General features: G+C 53.6%; 19 protein-coding genes. 16 read left to right on the top strand and 3 right to left on the bottom strand.

The window, feature by feature from the left end; all coding sequences use genetic code 11:
* Nucleotides 1-222: 222 nt before the first annotated feature.
* Genes QTL79_RS03285 through QTL79_RS03275 form a run of 3 tightly spaced genes read left to right on the top strand, consistent with a single transcriptional unit; the run spans nt 223 to nt 2,846 of the window.
* A complete protein-coding gene (locus tag QTL79_RS03285; protein WP_346353509.1) occupies nt 223-741 on the top strand; it encodes a hypothetical protein in 519 nt (172 codons plus the stop codon).
* A gap of 23 nt (nt 742-764) precedes the next feature.
* Nucleotides 765-2,120, top strand: coding sequence for a secretin N-terminal domain-containing protein (locus QTL79_RS03280; protein WP_346353508.1), 1,356 nt, complete (start codon nt 765-767; stop codon nt 2,118-2,120).
* A 48-nt stretch (nt 2,121-2,168) separates the two neighbouring features.
* Nucleotides 2,169-2,846, top strand: coding sequence for a response regulator (locus tag QTL79_RS03275; protein WP_346353507.1), 678 nt, complete (start codon nt 2,169-2,171; stop codon nt 2,844-2,846).
* A 296-nt stretch (nt 2,847-3,142) separates the two neighbouring features.
* Here QTL79_RS03275 and QTL79_RS03270 read toward each other — a convergent pair whose 3' ends face one another.
* Nucleotides 3,143-3,706 (bottom strand): hypothetical protein, encoded by a 564-nt coding sequence (locus QTL79_RS03270; protein ID WP_346353506.1) that lies wholly within the window; start codon nt 3,704-3,706, stop codon nt 3,143-3,145.
* Between the two features lie 371 nt (nt 3,707-4,077).
* On the opposite strand from QTL79_RS03270, the gene QTL79_RS03265 reads away from it, so the two are divergent.
* The 5 genes from QTL79_RS03265 (at nt 4,078) to QTL79_RS03245 (ending at nt 7,740) form a co-directional block, all read left to right on the top strand.
* Nucleotides 4,078-5,973, top strand: a complete 1,896-nt coding sequence (locus QTL79_RS03265) for an ABC-F family ATP-binding cassette domain-containing protein (RefSeq protein WP_346353505.1) — start codon at nt 4,078-4,080, stop codon at nt 5,971-5,973.
* 348 nt (nt 5,974-6,321) lie between these two features.
* On the top strand, nt 6,322-6,882 hold the full coding sequence (locus tag QTL79_RS03260; RefSeq protein WP_346353504.1) for an RNA polymerase sigma factor: 561 nt from the start codon (nt 6,322-6,324) through the stop codon (nt 6,880-6,882).
* Nucleotides 6,883-6,886: 4 nt separating this feature from the next.
* Nucleotides 6,887-7,114, top strand: a complete 228-nt coding sequence (locus tag QTL79_RS03255; RefSeq protein ID WP_346353503.1) for a DUF1659 domain-containing protein — start codon at nt 6,887-6,889, stop codon at nt 7,112-7,114.
* A gap of 177 nt (nt 7,115-7,291) precedes the next feature.
* Nucleotides 7,292-7,504, top strand: coding sequence for a DUF2922 domain-containing protein (locus QTL79_RS03250; protein ID WP_346353502.1), 213 nt, complete (start codon nt 7,292-7,294; stop codon nt 7,502-7,504).
* A gap of 104 nt (nt 7,505-7,608) precedes the next feature.
* Nucleotides 7,609-7,740 (top strand): YvrJ family protein, encoded by a 132-nt coding sequence (locus QTL79_RS03245; RefSeq protein WP_428845454.1) that lies wholly within the window; start codon nt 7,609-7,611, stop codon nt 7,738-7,740.
* Between the two features lie 111 nt (nt 7,741-7,851).
* On the opposite strand, the gene QTL79_RS03240 is transcribed toward QTL79_RS03245, so the two are convergent.
* Complete coding sequence (locus QTL79_RS03240) at nt 7,852-8,106, bottom strand: TIGR03905 family TSCPD domain-containing protein (RefSeq protein ID WP_346353500.1); 255 nt, start codon at nt 8,104-8,106, stop codon at nt 7,852-7,854.
* A gap of 150 nt (nt 8,107-8,256) precedes the next feature.
* Between QTL79_RS03240 and fliW the strand changes: the two genes are divergently transcribed.
* The 4 genes from fliW (at nt 8,257) to QTL79_RS03220 (ending at nt 12,402) form a co-directional block, all read left to right on the top strand.
* A complete protein-coding gene (gene fliW, locus QTL79_RS03235) occupies nt 8,257-8,709 on the top strand; it encodes a flagellar assembly protein FliW (RefSeq protein ID WP_346353499.1) in 453 nt (150 codons plus the stop codon).
* A gap of 227 nt (nt 8,710-8,936) precedes the next feature.
* Complete coding sequence (gene recD2, locus QTL79_RS03230) at nt 8,937-11,093, top strand: SF1B family DNA helicase RecD2 (RefSeq protein WP_346353498.1); 2,157 nt, start codon at nt 8,937-8,939, stop codon at nt 11,091-11,093.
* Nucleotides 11,094-11,246: 153 nt separating this feature from the next.
* Nucleotides 11,247-11,903, top strand: a complete 657-nt coding sequence (locus QTL79_RS03225) for a ComF family protein (RefSeq protein WP_346353497.1) — start codon at nt 11,247-11,249, stop codon at nt 11,901-11,903.
* Nucleotides 11,904-11,991: 88 nt separating this feature from the next.
* The gene (locus QTL79_RS03220) at nt 11,992-12,402 is read left to right on the top strand and encodes a GxxExxY protein (RefSeq protein ID WP_346353496.1); all 411 of its coding nucleotides are present in this window, start codon (nt 11,992-11,994) and stop codon (nt 12,400-12,402) included.
* 69 nt (nt 12,403-12,471) lie between these two features.
* Here QTL79_RS03220 and QTL79_RS03215 read toward each other — a convergent pair whose 3' ends face one another.
* A complete protein-coding gene (locus QTL79_RS03215) occupies nt 12,472-13,068 on the bottom strand; it encodes an HD-GYP domain-containing protein (RefSeq protein ID WP_346353495.1) in 597 nt (198 codons plus the stop codon).
* 256 nt (nt 13,069-13,324) lie between these two features.
* On the opposite strand from QTL79_RS03215, the gene QTL79_RS03210 reads away from it, so the two are divergent.
* From QTL79_RS03210 to flgK, 4 genes are all read left to right on the top strand, one after another.
* Complete coding sequence (locus QTL79_RS03210; protein WP_346353494.1) at nt 13,325-13,723, top strand: flagellar protein; 399 nt, start codon at nt 13,325-13,327, stop codon at nt 13,721-13,723.
* A 201-nt stretch (nt 13,724-13,924) separates the two neighbouring features.
* Nucleotides 13,925-14,236 carry a flagellar biosynthesis anti-sigma factor FlgM gene (gene flgM / locus QTL79_RS03205; RefSeq protein ID WP_346353493.1) on the top strand — a complete coding sequence of 104 codons (312 nt, stop codon included), beginning with the start codon at nt 13,925-13,927 and terminating at the stop codon, nt 14,234-14,236.
* 11 nt (nt 14,237-14,247) lie between these two features.
* Nucleotides 14,248-14,745 (top strand): flagellar protein FlgN, encoded by a 498-nt coding sequence (locus QTL79_RS03200; protein WP_346353492.1) that lies wholly within the window; start codon nt 14,248-14,250, stop codon nt 14,743-14,745.
* A 33-nt stretch (nt 14,746-14,778) separates the two neighbouring features.
* Nucleotides 14,779-16,698, top strand: coding sequence for a flagellar hook-associated protein FlgK (gene flgK, locus QTL79_RS03195; protein WP_346353491.1), 1,920 nt, complete (start codon nt 14,779-14,781; stop codon nt 16,696-16,698).
* Nucleotides 16,699-16,711: the final 13 nt, after the last annotated feature.

The raw sequence follows: 16,711 nt of genomic DNA, 5'->3' as shown, positions 1-16,711 counted from the left end.
GTTTTACCGTTAGCCTCGATGTGGCTTCTGTGGTGCCGTCAGGCACCTGTGGTGGAGGAAGATCAAAAACCATTCGTCCTACTTTGTGAACTTTGCGTCTTTGTGGTTCAAAATCGTCGCAAAAATAGCATTAAATTTCCAAAAACTCCTGTCACTGACAGGAGTTTTTCTTGTCAGCTAGAAGCAATAAAAAGAGATGACGGTCATAAGGTGAGGCTTACGATGCACTGGGATGAAGTCGGGCAATGGCTGCAAATGAATAAACGATTGCTTTTGCTTTGCGCCGTCGGCGGCGTGTTGAGCGTCACGCTGTGGAGCGGGGATTCGCCAGCGGCGCAGTCGGTTAAATTGAAGGACGATGCGCCGTTGAAGACGACGCTGCCGGAAAAGGCGGCGAAGCCGTTAATGCCGGAGGGGTATCAGGCTAAAGTCGCGTTGCGCGATCCGTTTAGCAAGGCGGGGCAAAGCGCCGTGGACGAGAAGGACGCGTCGCCTGCGATCGCACAGCGTGCTTTGCCTGGTCAGGCAGAGAAAGTGCCTGCCTCACAACCGCTTTTACTCGGAGTGGCGAGCGGCAATGGGCGCAGTCTGGCCATTGTCCGTCTGCGCGGCGAGAGCAAAGTGCTGGCAAGCGGCGAACGGATCGGCGAATATCAATTGCTGGAAGCGACGGAAAACAGTGCGCTGCTGCAGGGGCCGGGCGGAACGCTTCGTTTGCAGCGGAAAGGTGAGGAGCGTTGAAAGGATACGGGAGGAAGGCTTTATTGACGGCTCTGCTATGGGCCGTATTGGCGTTGCATTCGCAAGCAGCGGCGCTGGTTACGCTGCATGGCGCGAACCTGGACGTGAAGGATGTTTTGACCGCGCTTGGCGCGATCGGCGGCGTGAATTTGGTGGTCGATGAAGCGGTCGTGGGTAAGGTGTCGCTGAATATGACGGAGGTGCCGTTCGAGACCGCGCTTGAAATCGTGACGAAATCGCAGGGGCTTGCCTATCAGAATGTCGGCAGTGTGATTGTGGTCGGGCCAGCCGAAAAATTGGGTCGGGCGTTCGGCGGCGTTACGGTCTTCAAAATCAAATATGCCAAGGCGGGCGAAGTGGCGAAACTTTTGCAGGTGGTTGGCAAGAGCACGGAGACGGCGGCTGTGCAGGAAGAGAAAGGGACGGAAAAATCAGCGCAAAACGGCGGCAAAGAAAGTGCAGCGCCCGGTAAGAAAGGCAAGGCGGAGAGCGGCAAAGAAGGCGCGAAAGCGACAAGCCGGATCGAAGTGGACGAATACAATAATTTTATCGTCTTCAAGGGTTCGCCGGAAGAAGCGGCGCAGGCGCGCGCGATCGTCGAGCAGGTCGACCTGCCCTACCAGCAGGTATCGCTCGAAGCGGAGATTGTCGCGCTGAACAAGCAGGCCAGCAAAGCGCTCGGCGTCGAGTGGGAATGGTCGAAGTCGACGCAATATCCGGAATACCAGGCGGCGAAATATACGGTGACGCAGGATGCGGCTGGGCATCCGATCGCGACGCAGACCGATGGCGAAAAATATACGCGCAACAAGGAACATATGTCGGGTACGATTCGCTACGGTCGCAGTCCCGGCGGCTACCCGTATGAATTTTATTTTAACTCGACGATCAAGGCGCTGTTCGCAAGCGGCGACGCCAAGGTTTTAGCCAAGCCGAAGGTGATGACGATCAACGGACAAACGGCGGTAATCAATATCGGCGACCGCGTGCCGGTGCCGGTCACGACGACGACCAACAACGTGACGACGAGCGCGGTCGAGTATCAGGAATGCGGCATTATTTTGCAGTATCAGCCGCGCATCAATGCGGACGGCCATATCGTCGCCACGGTGCATACCGAAGTCAGTTCGCCTTCTCTGGTGCCGGAACTGAAAGCCTATAAATTCACCAAACGTTCGGCCGATACCGAGGTGCGCCTAAAGGACGGCGAAACGCTGGTAATCGGCGGTCTGATCGGCAAGGAAGAGATGAAGGCGATGACAAAGGTGCCGTTCTTAAGCGACATTCCGATCCTTGGCGCTTTCTTCAAAAGCACGAGCCATGCGAACAATGAAAGCGAACTGGTGATTTTTCTCACGGCAAGGATTGTGAAAGAATAGGGAAATGAGGTATGATAGTAAGGAAAGTTTTATTGAGGGGGTGTAGCTTTGCCAATACGCATTCTGATTGCAGATGACCACGTGCTGCTTCGTCAGGGCATCAAGGACGTGCTGATGCTGGAGCAGGATTTTGACGTGGTGGGAGAAGCGGCAAACGGAGAAGAGGCGTTGGAGAGAATTGGCGAGCTGATGCCGGATATTCTGTTGCTGGATATCAACATGCCGAAGCTGAACGGCCTGGAAGTGCTGAAAAAGTCGCGGGACGTGCATCCGAAACTTAAGATCGTGGTGCTGACAATCCATGACGATGAGAGCTATGTTCTGGAGGTCATCAAGGCGGGCGCGATGGGATATTTGCTGAAGGATGTGGAACCGAGCATGCTGGTCAAGGCGATCCGCTCGGTATACGGCGGCGAGTCGTTCGTTTATCCTACGCTGGCGACAAAATTATTTGGCGAGCTAAACCGACGAGAAGAAAAGAAACAGCAGGAAGCCAAAGTGGTGGAAAAGCTGCGTGGCGAGGAACGTCTGACGTACCGGGAGATCGAGGTGCTGCAGATGATTTGCCTCGGACTGAGCAACCATGAAATCGCGGGGAAAATGTTTTTGAGTGAGAAAACGGTCAAGAACCACCTGACCAATATCTTCCGCAAGATCGGCGTGACCGACCGTACGCAGGCGGTACTCTATGCATTAAAGAATAAAGTCGTGATTCTGGAACAGTAACGTAAAAAATCCTTCAAACGCAGCGCTGCGTTTGAAGGATTTTGTCTTTGTAAAGCAAGGGACTGATTGCGACGGAGCTTTAGGGAACTGCGAATTCATTTGCAGCGTTCCATGCATAACCATTCTGCAGAATGACAGGACAAAATGCGATGGAAGCACAGATTCGCTAACACGAAGAAGCGAAGCGGGCCGATTATATCGGCCCGTTGGGAAGAACGGAAGAAGAATTAAAAAACTCTTCCTGCCTTCCCTTCTTCAATTCTTCGTGTGAAAAACATCCCAATTGAATTCGTTTTTTAAAGCAGTGGTTCTTTAGAAAGCGGCGGACGATATAAAAGCAGCTCATAGATCAGCTCGGCCAGTTTGTGTGCCATTGGCAAGAGGTCGGGTGCGTCGCTTTCGCGCAGATAGCTGCGCTGCTGGCAAAGGCGAGCGTTGTGCAGATGACGGTTGACCGTCGCGGCGCTCCAGACGACAGGAACGCGCTGGCCGCAGCGTAAATGAAGCTGACTTTGGTATGGGGGCTGTTTAAGGCTGGAGACGGATTCGACCAGATGGACGTTGACATAGCCGGTACAGGTGTCGCCAGGCACTTTGGGCAGGCGTAGTTTTAACGGGCATAGCAGCAGGCCGTCGGCGAGTGGCAGCGGCTGCAGGACAGGCCGCCGACCAGGCGGAGCGGTCTTCTTACGCAAGGCTTTGATGTCGATCGACTTTTCCCGGAGCAGGCGTTGCAGGACCGTGCGTAAAGCGGAGCGCTGCGTGCGAACCTCCCCTGTCCCGGTGATGGTGATGGTCGTATCCCCCGCCGGGCCGTAGCAGGGGATCAACGCGGCAATTCGTTCTCTTTGTTGGTGCAAATGACTTCCCTCCTTGCGAACGTATGTTCGATTTATATCTGAGGTCAGTATAGCAAATAACGCGTTGAAGTGCAAGGGTGGAATAAGGAATGCGCAACGCCAACGGAGCGGCACTTGGCGCAGCGCTCATGGCTCAGGATGGCGAAGTAGCGCAGGACATAAGTTTATGGTGAAATGCTTGACGAGCCACGAGCCACGAGCCACGAGCCACGAGCCACGAGCCACGAGCCACGAGCCACGAGCCACGAGCCACGAGCCACGAGCCACGAGCCACGAGCCACGAGCCACGAGCCACGAGCCACGAGCCAGTAGCCAGTACTTGCTTAATCATTGTATAATGAACGGTAGCAGTAAACGATGCAGGAGGATGTATGGGGATTTTACGAGTGGAAGGTCTGAACAAGGCCTTCGGCGTTGAGATATTGTTCGAAGATGTTTCTTTTGAATTGGCGCGCGGCGAAAAGATGGGCTTGGTCGGCGCGAACGGTACCGGCAAGACGACGCTGATGCGTTGCCTGCTTGGGCATGAAGCGGCCGACAGCGGGCAGGTTTCAGTGCCGAGCGGCGAGACGGTGGCTTATGTCGAACAGGACAGCAGCCTGAAGAGCGAGACGCTCTATGAAGAGCTTTGCACGGCGTTTCACGACGTCATCGCCTGGCAGAAGCGGATGACGGAACTGGAGGCCGCGATTGCGAAGGCGGCGCAGGAAGAGGAACAGGAAGCGCTGATGAAGGAATATGCGCAGATCGTGGATCGTTTCGAACGCGGCGGCGGTTACGGCTATGAAAACATCGTCCGGCGCGTGGCGTTCGGACTCGGTTTTCGCGAAGACGACTTTCCCCGTGCGATCGACACGTTTTCCGGCGGACAGAAGACGCGGATCGCCTTGGCGCGCGCACTGATCCGCCAGCCGGACTTCTTGTTCCTTGACGAGCCGACGAATCATCTCGACATCGGCATGGTCGAATGGCTGGAAGATTTCTTGAAAAGTTATAACGGCGGCGTGCTGATTATTTCGCATGACCGTTATTTTCTCGATGAAGTGGTCGACCGGATTGGCGAACTGGAAAACCATCGTTTCACGAGCTACAAGGGCAATTATTCCGCCTATGCGGAGCAAAAAGAATTGCAGCTCGAGAGTCTGGCCAGCGCCTATGAAAAGCAGCAGACGAAGATTGCCAAGACCGAGGAATTCATCCGGCGCTATAAGAACGGCGTGAAGTTCAAACAGGCGCGCGGGCGGGAAAAACAGCTGAACCGTCTGGAGCGGATCGTGCTGCCGGCGAACCAGGCACGCTTCGACTATTTCGGCTTTCATCCGCCGGGCGAATGCGCCGAAAGGGTGGCCGAACTGACCGAAACGAGCGTCGCTTACGGCAGCCATACGGTTTTTAACAATCTATCGCTTTTGATCCGGCGCGGCGACGGCGTGGCGCTAGTCGGGCCGAACGGCGTCGGCAAGACGACGCTCTTGAAGCTGCTGACCGGCGACAAGGAACCGAGCAGCGGGCGGGTGAAGATCGGCAGCCGGGTCAAATGCGGCTATTTCTCGCAGGAACATGAGACGCTCAATCCGAAGCTGCGTGTGATCGACGAAATCATGAGCGATTTTGGCGTCGGCGACGCGCAGGCGCGCCATTATCTGGCGGCCTTTCTCTTTCGCGGCGACGAGGTGCTGAAATGTGTCGGCGACCTGAGCGGCGGCGAAAAGGCGCGGCTGGCGATGCTGAAACTGATGTTGACCGGCGCGAATTTCTTGATTCTCGACGAACCGACGAATCATCTCGACATTCCGGCCAAGGAAGCGGTCGAAGAAGCGATCAGCGCCTTTCCCGGCACCTTCCTCGCGGTATCGCATGACCGCTATTTCCTCGATCGCGTGGCCAACTGCGTGATCGAACTGACGCCGGACGGCCTGACCGAGTACGGCGGCAATTACAGCTATTACAAGGAAAAGAAAGCGACCGCCAAAGCGGCTGCCGTACCCGAAAAAGAAGCGCCCGCCAAAGAGAGCAAGGACAGCCGCGCGGAGCGGCCGTCGCAAGTCCGGCGCAAGCGCCAGGTCGATGCGAAGCAGAAGCAGCGTCTCGAAGAGGAAATCGCGATGCTGGAATACGAACTGGCCGCGCTCGAGCAGCGCCTGAGCGATCCGGCCAGTCACGCCGATCCCGGCCGCAGCCGAGAACTGGCCGAAGAATACGCGAATACCAAGGCTGCGCTCGATGAAAAATACACGACTTGGATGGAGTACAACGAAGAAGAATAGGAAAAGACCTGTCAATGACCACCATGTGGCCGTTGACAGGTCTTTTTGTCTGTGAGAGAGGGGAGCATGCATTGAACCGCAGGCGGCTGCACGATTTGATCGTCAAGGCGCAATGCGGCTTCTGTGGTGCAGAAGCTGCGGCGTGGTTCATAATATTTTGCGGTGTTGTTGCAATGCAGGCAATACGTTGGACAACCTGCTTTGCTTCATGATAAGGCTGTGATGAGCGGGCGTGTTTCAGTTGCCTAGTGAGGTTACCTCGACATTGGTCGGTGTTGAAAGAAGCGGTTATGCTTGGTTTAGCGCTAAACAATAAGGAACCGGTTCCTTGCCGAAAGGTGAGGGAAAATGGAAGAGACAATCGAGGAAATCATGCAACGAGCCAAGCGGGGAGAGGAGGCGGCCTGGGAAGAAATTTGCCGCCGTTTTACGCCGCTGGTGCGTAAGACGGCCGGGCAAAACCATCTGCGCAGCATGCGCGAAGATGTCGAGGCAGAAGCCTGGTTGGCGTTAGCGGAAGCGGTCACGAACTATCGAGCCGAACTTGGCGTGCCGGTGGCCGGATATCTGGCTTCCGCGGTGCGTTACCGGATTTGGAATCGCTTTAAGTCGGAGCGAAGACGCTGGCAGCGCGAAGTGATGGCGGAAACGCTGCCTGAAGGACGGGGCGAGGATCTGGCGCAGTTGATTGAGACGAAGTGGCAACAGGAAGAAGTAAGAGCGGCGCTCGCAGACTTACCGGAGGGGCAGCGTCGCGTGATCGAAGCGGTTTTCTGGCGCGGCGAGAGCCTGACGGATTTTGCCGCGTGCTATGGCATCACGCCGCAAGCGGCGAGCCAGATGCAAAAGCGCGCTCTGGTGCGTTTAAAAGAAAAGCTGGCGGGAATGTCTTGGTGCGAAAGGGGGTGAGAACATGGCAGTAAAAAAAGTAGCGAAAGCCAGTTCGTTGGTGCTGCTCTTGCAAAAAGGCGTTGATGCGAACGGCAAGGCAGTGCTGAAAAAACGTACGCTCCATAATGTGCGTATTGATGCGGCCGACGCCGATCTGCAGCTTTTTGCGCAAGCTCTTGCCGGTTTGCAAAAACTGGCGTTCCAAGGCGTTACGCGTGTCGATGAAGCGGCGCTGGAAGAGATCGGTTAACGAGTAACGGATAAGGGCTGGCAGCTAGAGGCTACTGGCGATGAGCTAACGGCTGTGGGATAATGGCCACGAGCCACGAGCCACGAGCCACGAGCCACGAGCCACGAGCCACGAGCCACGAGCCACGAGCCACGAGCCAATAACCCCAGTCCATCGTTATGAAAGGAGGTGGAGAGGATGGCAAAGGTTCTTGAAATGGTATTTCGCAATGAAAGCGGCAAGGAAATCGTCGTTAGCCTGGCGGAACCGAAAGATGATCTGAATTTGACACAGGTCAGGACCGTGATGGAGATGGCGGTCGCGAAAAATATTCTGCGCAGCAGCGGCGGCGCACTGAACCAGGTGGTCGAAGCGCGCATCAACAGCCGTGAAGCGGTCGTGCTGGCGTAGCGGAACGGAGGGACGGAAGGGGCTAATGGCGGAACGGCTCATGGCTATGGTATATAAGAGCCATGTGTCATAAGCTGAAAAACGGAGGTGGTCATGTGGACCAAATGTTGGTACTGTTCGGCAATTATGGCTTTCCGATGGTGGTCTGCGCCTATTTGCTGGTGCGCATCGAAGGAAAGCTGGAAAGCCTGACGAGTAGCATCCACCAGTTGGCGCAGGCCATCGGTGAGAAATAAAAAACAGCTCGGCAACGGACCAAGCGTCCGTTGCCGAGCTGTTTTTTATTTTTTTGATTGAACTACGGAGCCCGATGGCAGTACCGTCGCGTACAGAAAATGCGCTTTACGCTATTTTTCGCTTGGTATAGCGTGTTGTTGGAGCAGCGTTGCCAATTGATCGGTGCAAGAGGTGCTTTTTTGGCCGCAGGTGATGCCTTTTAACTTAGCTGCCGCTTCCTGCACCGGCATGCCTTCAAGCAGCGTGCTGATCGCTTTTAAATTGCCGGGGCAGCCGCCGTGAAACGAGACTTGCGTCAGGCGGCCGTCCTGTACGTCGAAACTGATTGCGTTCGGGCAGATGCCCTCGGTGGGAAATGTTTGCATGATGAGACTCCTTTGTCTTTCGCTTAAAATGACCTGTTCCTACAATAACGGGAAATGGCGGCGTTGTCCAGCGAAAAGTAATGACTTACAAATAATGGTGAAGTTTGTTATAATAAGAGTATGGTAAAATTTGTATAAGGGGTGACTTGTATGCTGGTTCAGTCGACTCGGTTCGGTAAAATTGATGTGCCGGAGGGGATGATGCTTACTTTTTCCGATGGAATTCCCGGCTTTTCCGAAGAAAAGAAATTTGCTTATCTGACCGATGACGTGAATAGTCCGTTCGCTTATTTACAATCGGCGCATGATCCCGATCTTACTTTTATGGTTGTCGACCCGTTTTCTTTTTTCCGGCATTACAGCATCGATATGGATGATCAAGTATTGCGGGATATGGATTTCAAACCGGGAACGGAGCCGCAAATCCTTAGCATCGTAAAGGTGCCCGAACAGGCGGAACAAATGACGACGAATCTGATCGCGCCGATTGTAGTCAACTGGGAAAACTGCCGGGCCGAACAGGTTATTTTAAGCGGCAGTCCATTCAGTAAGGAACAGCGGCTGTTCCCGTTCGGCGTGCCGAAAGCGGGGAACGGAAAATAATCCGCTACAGCACAACATAGAGAGGCCGTAAGGCCTCTTTTTTCATTTGCAAGCGAAGTCGCCCTGACTTTGCATTAGCATTCCCTCTTCGCGTCAAAACTTCGTCGTTAACCTAAGGCGGCTACGCCGTCGTCTTTCTTGCTGCGTAATTCGGCGTTCGGGCAGGAATTAGCGCTGCAGACGGGGAACTATCTGCAGATAGACTATCGACACGGGAGCTAATGTTTGTGGAACTGTTAGAAGGAACGATTGAAAATATCATATTTCAAAGCGACAGCGGATTCGTTGTTTTTCGTCTGCGTCCCGGGCAGGGACAAGTGTTGGGACAGGTAACGGTAACGGGTAACTTGGCGACGCCGCTAGTTGGCGAGCAGGTCGAACTGAAAGGAAACTGGCTTGAACATCCGAAGTTTGGCCAGCAATTCAAGGCCGAAAGCTGTCGCCGGGTCGCGCCGACCAGCATCAAGGGCATCGAACGGTTTCTCGCCTCCGGTGCGATCAAGGGCGTCGGGCCGTCAGTGGCGGCGAAATTAGTGCGCTATTTCGGCAGCGATACGCTGCGCGTGTTGGAGGAAAAACCAAAACGGTTGGAAGAAGTGCCGGGCATCGGGCCGAAAAAGGCGCGCCAGATCCATGAATCGTACACGGAGCAATCGGAAATGCGCGACATCATGCTCTTTCTGGAAACATACGGCATCACAGGCACGCATGCGGCGAAGATTTATCAGCAATACGGCATGTTGGCGATGCAAATTTTAGAAGACAATCCATATCGTCTGGCCAAAGAAGTGAGCGGCATCGGCTTTCGCACGGCTGACCAATTGGCGATGGCACTGGGCTGGGACAAGGATCGCCAGGAACGGATCGCCTCAGGCATCGATTATGCATTGCTGCAGATTGCGCAGGCCGGACATTGTTGCGTGCCGGAAGAAGCGCTGGTTGCTGAAGCGGCCAAACTGCTTGGCGTAGAGAAACTGGAAGTCTCGCTGGTGGTTGCCGAACTGCGCAAGAAGGATCGTTTGTGCGTCGAAGATTTTCATGGTTTGACGCTGATGTATCCTTGGAATCTGTATCAGGCGGAAACGGAAGTCGCCCGGCTTTTAGTCACATTGCGCGATCAGGCGCGCGAGGTCGGCGGCAGCGATCCGGAACAATTGGTCGCGGACTGGGAACAGGCCGCCGGGCTGCAGTTGGCCGAGGCGCAGCGTCAGGCGATGCTGTCGTCGTTGAAACATGGCATTCTCGTTTTGACGGGCGGGCCGGGTACAGGGAAGACGACCGTAGTGCGCGGCATTATGGAACTGTTGGAGCAGCAGGGGCTGCGCATCTTGCTCGGCGCGCCGACCGGACGGGCGGCAAAACGCTTGAGTGAGGCGACCGGACAGGAAGCGATGACGGTGCATCGTCTCTTGGAAGCGACTGGCGGCGTCGAAGGAACGCCTGTTTTTTTGCGCGGCGAAGATTTGCCTTTGGAGGCCGATGTCATCATTCTCGATGAAGTCTCGATGATGGACATTTCACTGATGCATCATTTTTTAGCGGCGGTGCAGGAAGGTTGCCGCGTTGTGCTGGTCGGCGACGTCGATCAGCTGCCGGCGGTCGGGCCGGGCTCGGTACTCAAAGACATCATCCGTTCCGGGCAATTGCCGGTGGTACGCCTGACTGACGTATTCCGGCAGGCCGGCGAAAGCTGGATCATTTTGAATGCGCACCGGATCAACCGTGGCCTCGCGCCGCAGTTGGGAGAAGGCGACGATTTTATTTTTCTCGAGATCAACGACAGCCAGCGTGCGGCGGATCGGATTGTTCAACTGTGTAAAGAAGAACTGGCGCAGGAAGGCTTTGAGCCGCTAAAGGACATTCAGGTTCTCTCGCCGATGCATCGCCAGACCTGCGGCGTGGAAAATCTGAACCAACAGCTGCAGGCAGCGCTTAATCCGCCGCTGCCCGGCGGCGAAAGCGTCCAGGTCGGCGGGCATAATTTGCGCGGCGGCGACAAGGTGATGCAGATGCGCAACAACTATACGAAGGGCGTTTATAACGGCGATATCGGTTTTGTCGAATGGGTGAGCGGCGGGCGGGTCAGCGTGCGTTATCCGGAACAGGTCGTGCTCTATGAAAAGGGCGATCTAACCGAGCTGCATCTGGCCTATGCGATGAGCGTACATAAGAGCCAGGGCAGCGAGTACCCGGTCGTCGTGATGCCGCTGTCCGGCAGCCATCATGTGATGCTGCAGCGCAATTTGCTCTATACCGCGATCACCCGCGCTAAGCGCAAGGTGGTTCTGGTCGGCAGCAAAGCGGCGCTCAATACCGCACTCGGCAATGACCGCACCAAACGCCGCTACACGCTGCTCGCCGAACGGTTGCAGCGCGAGATATAGGGCGATTTTTAACACGAAGATGCGAAGAAAGGTGAAGAGGGGGAAGGGATTTTTAAAAGAATTTCTTTGTGTCTTTTCTTTTTTCTTCTCTTATTCGTGTTGATTTTTTATCGGTTCCTCTTGTACGATGAATTTTCTAGGAGGCGATTATTGATGTGGCAGGAATGGGTTTCGGCGCTGGTGGATTGGCTGTATCCGCCGCGTTGTCCGGTTTGCAAAAAAGAGGTCCATGTGCATGGGCAGTGGTGCAGGCCTTGTTTTAGCGAAGTTTCGTGCGTGCGCGAGATCAATGTCGTTTTGGGCAAGCTCAACTATTTGAAAGGCGCGCAAACCATCTGCCATTATCGCGAAGGCGTGCGCAAGCTGATGCAGCGCCTGAAATTCCAGGGGCGGCGACGTTATGCGACGCATTTGCGCTGGCTGATCCAACAGGCGCAGGACGAGCTTTGGGTCGCTGCGCCCGATGTATTGGTCGTACCGGTGCCGCTGCATCCGAAGCGCCAGCAGGAACGCGGCTATAATCAGGTAGAGCGTATCTTTCAGCCTTGGGTGGAGGAGAAAAAGTTGGAGTGGTGCGATGTGCTGCTGCGCGTTCGTCCGACGGAGCCGCAGTGGGACCTCGACAAGGAACAGCGGCGCAGCAACCTGAAAGATGCCTTTGCGGTGAGTCGCCCGGATCTTGTGGCCGGCCGCCGTATCCTGTTGGTCGATGATATCCTGACGACCGGCGTGACGATCAACGAATGCGCCAAAGTCCTGCGCCGCGCCGGAGCGGAAAGCGTCTACGCGCTGACGGTGGCGAGCCGGTGAGGCGGGGAACCTTTTAACACGAAGAGGGGAAGGGGCAGATTTTATCTGCCCTGATGAAGAAGAGAGGAATTGTCGGATAGGAGTGACAGTGCGCAAGAAGTGGCAGGGGCAGCTGGATGATGAAACGGAAGAGCTGGCAACGAAAGTGATTGGCGCAGCGATTGAAGTTCATCGCGTCTTAGGACCTGGCTATGCAGAGCAAGTGTATGAGGCGGCACTTATCAAAGAACTGACCTTGCGCCGTATCGCGTGGGAACAACAAAAAACGGTGCGGATTTCATACCAGGGAGACGTTGTTGAAACCGGCCGGATCGACCTTTCGGTGGATGCAAAAATTATCATCGAATTGAAAGCGGTAGAGACGTTGCTGCCTGTTCATGCTGCGCAGTTGCATTCCTATTTGAAAATTACCGGATATCCGCTGGGCTTACTTATGAATTTTAACGTTGCAAGGTTAAAAGAAGGGTTGCAACGTGTTCTGCTAAAAGAAAATAAATAACCCTTGGCGAATGCCAAGGGTCTTTGTGTCTTCAAATTCTTCGTGCCTTCGTGTTGAAACGTTTTTCCGTCAGCCCAGTGCCTCGACGAACGCTTTTACGACTTCGGGGTCGAACGCGCTGCCGCTTAGGTTAAAAAGTTCACGCACCGCTTCCTTTTTTGTCTTGCCCCAATTTTCGGTGCAGGGATTGATGAATTTATCATAATGATCGGTCACCGCGATGATGCGCGCGCCGAGCGGGATGTTGACGCCTTTGAGGCGTTTTGGGTAGCCTTTGCCGTCCCAACGCTCATGGTGATAGCGGATATAAGGGATGATTTCCTGGCACTGCGCGATGTTTTCCAGCATGCAGCTGCCGGCGTTGCAGTGGTTCTTGAAGACGCTCAGTTCACGGGTCGAGAAATAAGGCATTTTGGCTAAAATCGAATTAGGCACCGTCAGATGACCGATGTCATGCAGCAGTGCCGCGAGGCGAATCCGTTCGATCTCTTCGCGTGGAAGACGCATTTTGGCTGCAATGCTGGACGCATAGTTGGCCACCTGGTGACTGTGCAGATAGATGCGGTGATTCTTCAACTGAAGAAGATTCATTAAGTTATCGACGATGCCTTGGATGGCGGACCACTCGCCGGCATAGGCTTCCGGGTCCTGCATCAGGGTCAGCATAACGCAACAAACTGCCTTTCTTCTATGAATTGAATTTGAATTGCCATATTTAAATTGGCTAAAGCTGACAGGATTCCTGCTTTAAAAAACTAAAAAAAAGCAAATGGGCAAAAAGTCCTGTAGCAGTTGTCGTAAGACGATAAGTATAATAAAATGGAGAGGAAGAATCGGCAGGCAAAGAGGAATGGAAACGGCGTTGCGGGTTCTGAAAAAGAGAAATCATGTTTTCAGGTAGATAAAGAAGGGGGCGCTTCCTATGACTTTAAAAAATTGTCCAGATTGCGGTAAGTTATTTGTCGATAATGCCAGCGGCATGTGTCCGGAATGCTATCGTTTGGAAGAAGAGGCCGAATACAAGATCGGCGAATACCTGCGCAAGCATGATAAGGTTTCGATTCAGGAAATTCATGAAGCGACCGGCGTCAAGGAAAAGACGATTTTGCGCATGATTAAGCGGGGACGGATTGTGACCGGTTCGGTCAGCTATGCCTGCGATTCCTGCGGCGCGCCGATTTATGAAGGTCGTCTTTGCTCCGAGTGCAGTCAATCATTTACATCGCAGGTTAAACAAAGTTATGAAAAAGACCAGCGTGCAAAAGAACAGCGTGACGGCATCCGGATGTATTCGAAAGAGAAAGAAGAAAAGAAGTATTAATGCGCAGTATCTTAGAATGGATGAAGTGAATTAAAAAAAAATATTTTTTTTAGCGGCGGGGATTAATATCCTCGCCCTTTTTGTCGATAGTATGAATAAGAGACGCCAATCTGAAGTTTTCAAATTCCGTCTCTGAGTGAAACCAATGGGTGAATCGTACTGGATTTGCCAGCGGTTCATTATATTGTGAGGTGTAAGAAAATGATCATTTCAAGCAATCAGGTAGCCGGCATTTTGAAAACGTATCAGGAACAAAACAATGTGGCAAAAGCAGGCAAGGCCAATAAGGGCGAGTCGGCTCGTTCGCCGCAACAGCCGGATGAGGTGATTTTGTCGTCCCAGGTGCAGACCTTCGGTTCTGTGCTTCAATCGGTGCGCAATCTTAGCGATGTGCGCCAGGATAAAGTGGATGCGTACAGCAAAGCGATTGAGGAAGGCTCCTATCATGTGGCGGGAAAAGCGATCGCCGACAAGATGATCGGCCGCGTTATCGCGGATAATATTGGCGAATAAGGAGAAAACCGATGGATACAAGATGGACGGAACTGTTGGAGACGCTGCGGCAGTTGTTGGGCTATTATCGCGCACTGTTAGAAATCAATCAAAATAAGCAGCAAGTGTTGATCAAAGTGGATTCCAAAGCGCTCGAAAAGCTGACGCAGCAGGAAGAGATTATCATCGTGAAGATGGGCAAGGTCGAAGAACTGCGCCGCAAAGCGGTCGACGATCTTGCTGATTTTTATGGCGTGCCCAAAAGCCAGATGGATCTGTCGGAGCTGCGCCGTCATGCTGAGGGGACGACGTTGGAAGAATTGAGCGAAATCACCGCTGCGTTCGAAGCGGTCTGGGCCGAACTGATGCCGCTGAACGAAGCGAATGCGAAACTGATCCAACAGGCGCTCGGCATCATCCAGTACAATCTGAACCTGTTGAGCAACAACTCGGTTGGACATACCTATGCCGATCGTGGTACCGATGCGGGGCCGGTACGCAAATCGATCATGTTAGATGCGAAAGCCTGAGCGCAGATGAAAGAGAACGGGAGTGAATGAGCAATGAAATCGACATTTGGCGGTTTAAATATAGTAGTAAGAGGACTCAATGCACAGCAGGTGTCGCTCGACACGGTCGGACACAATATTTCCAATGCCAATACGGACGGCTATTCGCGGCAAAGCGTGAACCTGACGACGTCGGCGCCGGAAACGATTTACGGCGGCAATGGACCGATGCAGGCGGGCACGGGCGTGTCGATCACGTCGGTTGTACGGGCGAGGGAAAGTTACTTGGATCAGCAATACTGGAAAGAAAACGCTTCGCTCGGCTATACCGGAAGCTTAAGCGATAATCTGGCAAAAATTGAAGGGATTTTTAAAGAACCTTCCGATACCGGTTTGCAGACTACGCTGGACAACTTCTGGAAGTCTTGGCAGTCGCTCGGTACGAACGCTTCAGACACCGGCATGCGGACCGTCGTTCGCCAGCGCGGCGTCGAAGTCGTTCAGGCCGTCAAAAAAGCGGAACAGCAATTGCGTGACATGGTTACCGACGCCAATTCGACAATTGAGATTAAAGTAGGCAATATCAATCAAATTACCTCGCAGATCGCGGATTTGAACAAACAGATTCGCAAGGTTGAATTCGCCGGTACCGATCATGCGAATGACTTGCGCGACCGCCGGGATTTGCTGGTGGACCAATTGACAAAAATCGCCAGCGTCACTGCGAGCGAAGACACAAACGGCAATTGTATTGTTCGGGCAGGCGGCAACATCTTGGTTGGCGCCAACGATGCGGAGCAACTGAAGACATATACGGTCAAAGATGCGGATTATGGTTATTCGCTGACTAATGTCCGTTTCACCAGCGTAGATATGCCTTTTTCAACGAACGGCGGCGAACTGCAGGGGATCATTGAGAGCCGCGATTCACGCCAAAACGGCGTGAAAGGGTATATGGATCAGTTGAACACGACCAGTCAATTTTTCTTGACGGATTTTAATGATCAACATCTTAAGGCTTACGGAACCGATAATACCAACGGCAATAATTTTTTCGGCGACGCAGGAACCTACTATACCAATGCCGCGACCAATCTGGCGACGATTCAAGGGGCGCCGCTCGGTTATGCGTCGATGGGTAAAGTATATGGCGCCAACACGACTGGCGTTACGTTGGGTAGCGACTACGATCATCCCTCGGCGACCAATAATTGGCTGGATCAGTTAAAAGTCAATCCGGCGCTGTTTGACACGACAACCGGTTTAGGTAAGATTGCTGCTAAAACCAGTCCTGTTCCCAATCTGCCGCCGGTAACGGTGCAACAGTCCAATCTGAATGGCGGTATTGGCACATTTATTGGTACGACTTATAACTCGGCTGACTCACGTACCTATACTGTCAAAGCGACGGCCGTCAACTCGACGACGGGTGCGATTACCGGCGTTGATTTTTCTTATGATGGCGGCAAAACGTGGTCGACGGTACCTGCAGCTTCCATCACTACCGTTGCCGGTCCGCCTGCGGCCGGTCAGCAAGTGGTAATGACCGATGGCGGCGGACGGACTGCGACGATTGTTATGGGAACGACCACCGGTAATAAAGTGGCCGATACGTACACGTTTACGGTAAACCAAGGCAATGCTTCCGGCGACAATGCGGCCAACATGGCGGATATGCTGAAAAAAACTACATCAGCTGTGCTGGGCAATACGACCTTGGATTCGTATTACAGCGCGAACATGGGCGCGCTTGGAGTGCAGTCGCAGACGGCGACAAAAATGAGTACCAACCAGACGACGCTTGTTGGACAGATTACCAATTGGCGACAATCGATTTCCGGCGTTAACATGGACGAGGAAATGAGCAACATGATCCGATTCCAAAAAGGCTACAACGCGGCAGCCAGAGTGTTGACGACGATGGACGAAATGTACGATAAACTGATTAACGGTACCGGCGTGGTCGGGCGATAAGGAGTGAAATGCA

This window comes from Azotosporobacter soli (assembly GCF_030542965.1).
Taxonomy (GTDB): domain Bacteria; phylum Bacillota; class Negativicutes; order SG130; family SG130; genus Azotosporobacter; species Azotosporobacter soli.
This window is presented reverse-complemented; position numbering and strand designations above follow the sequence as displayed.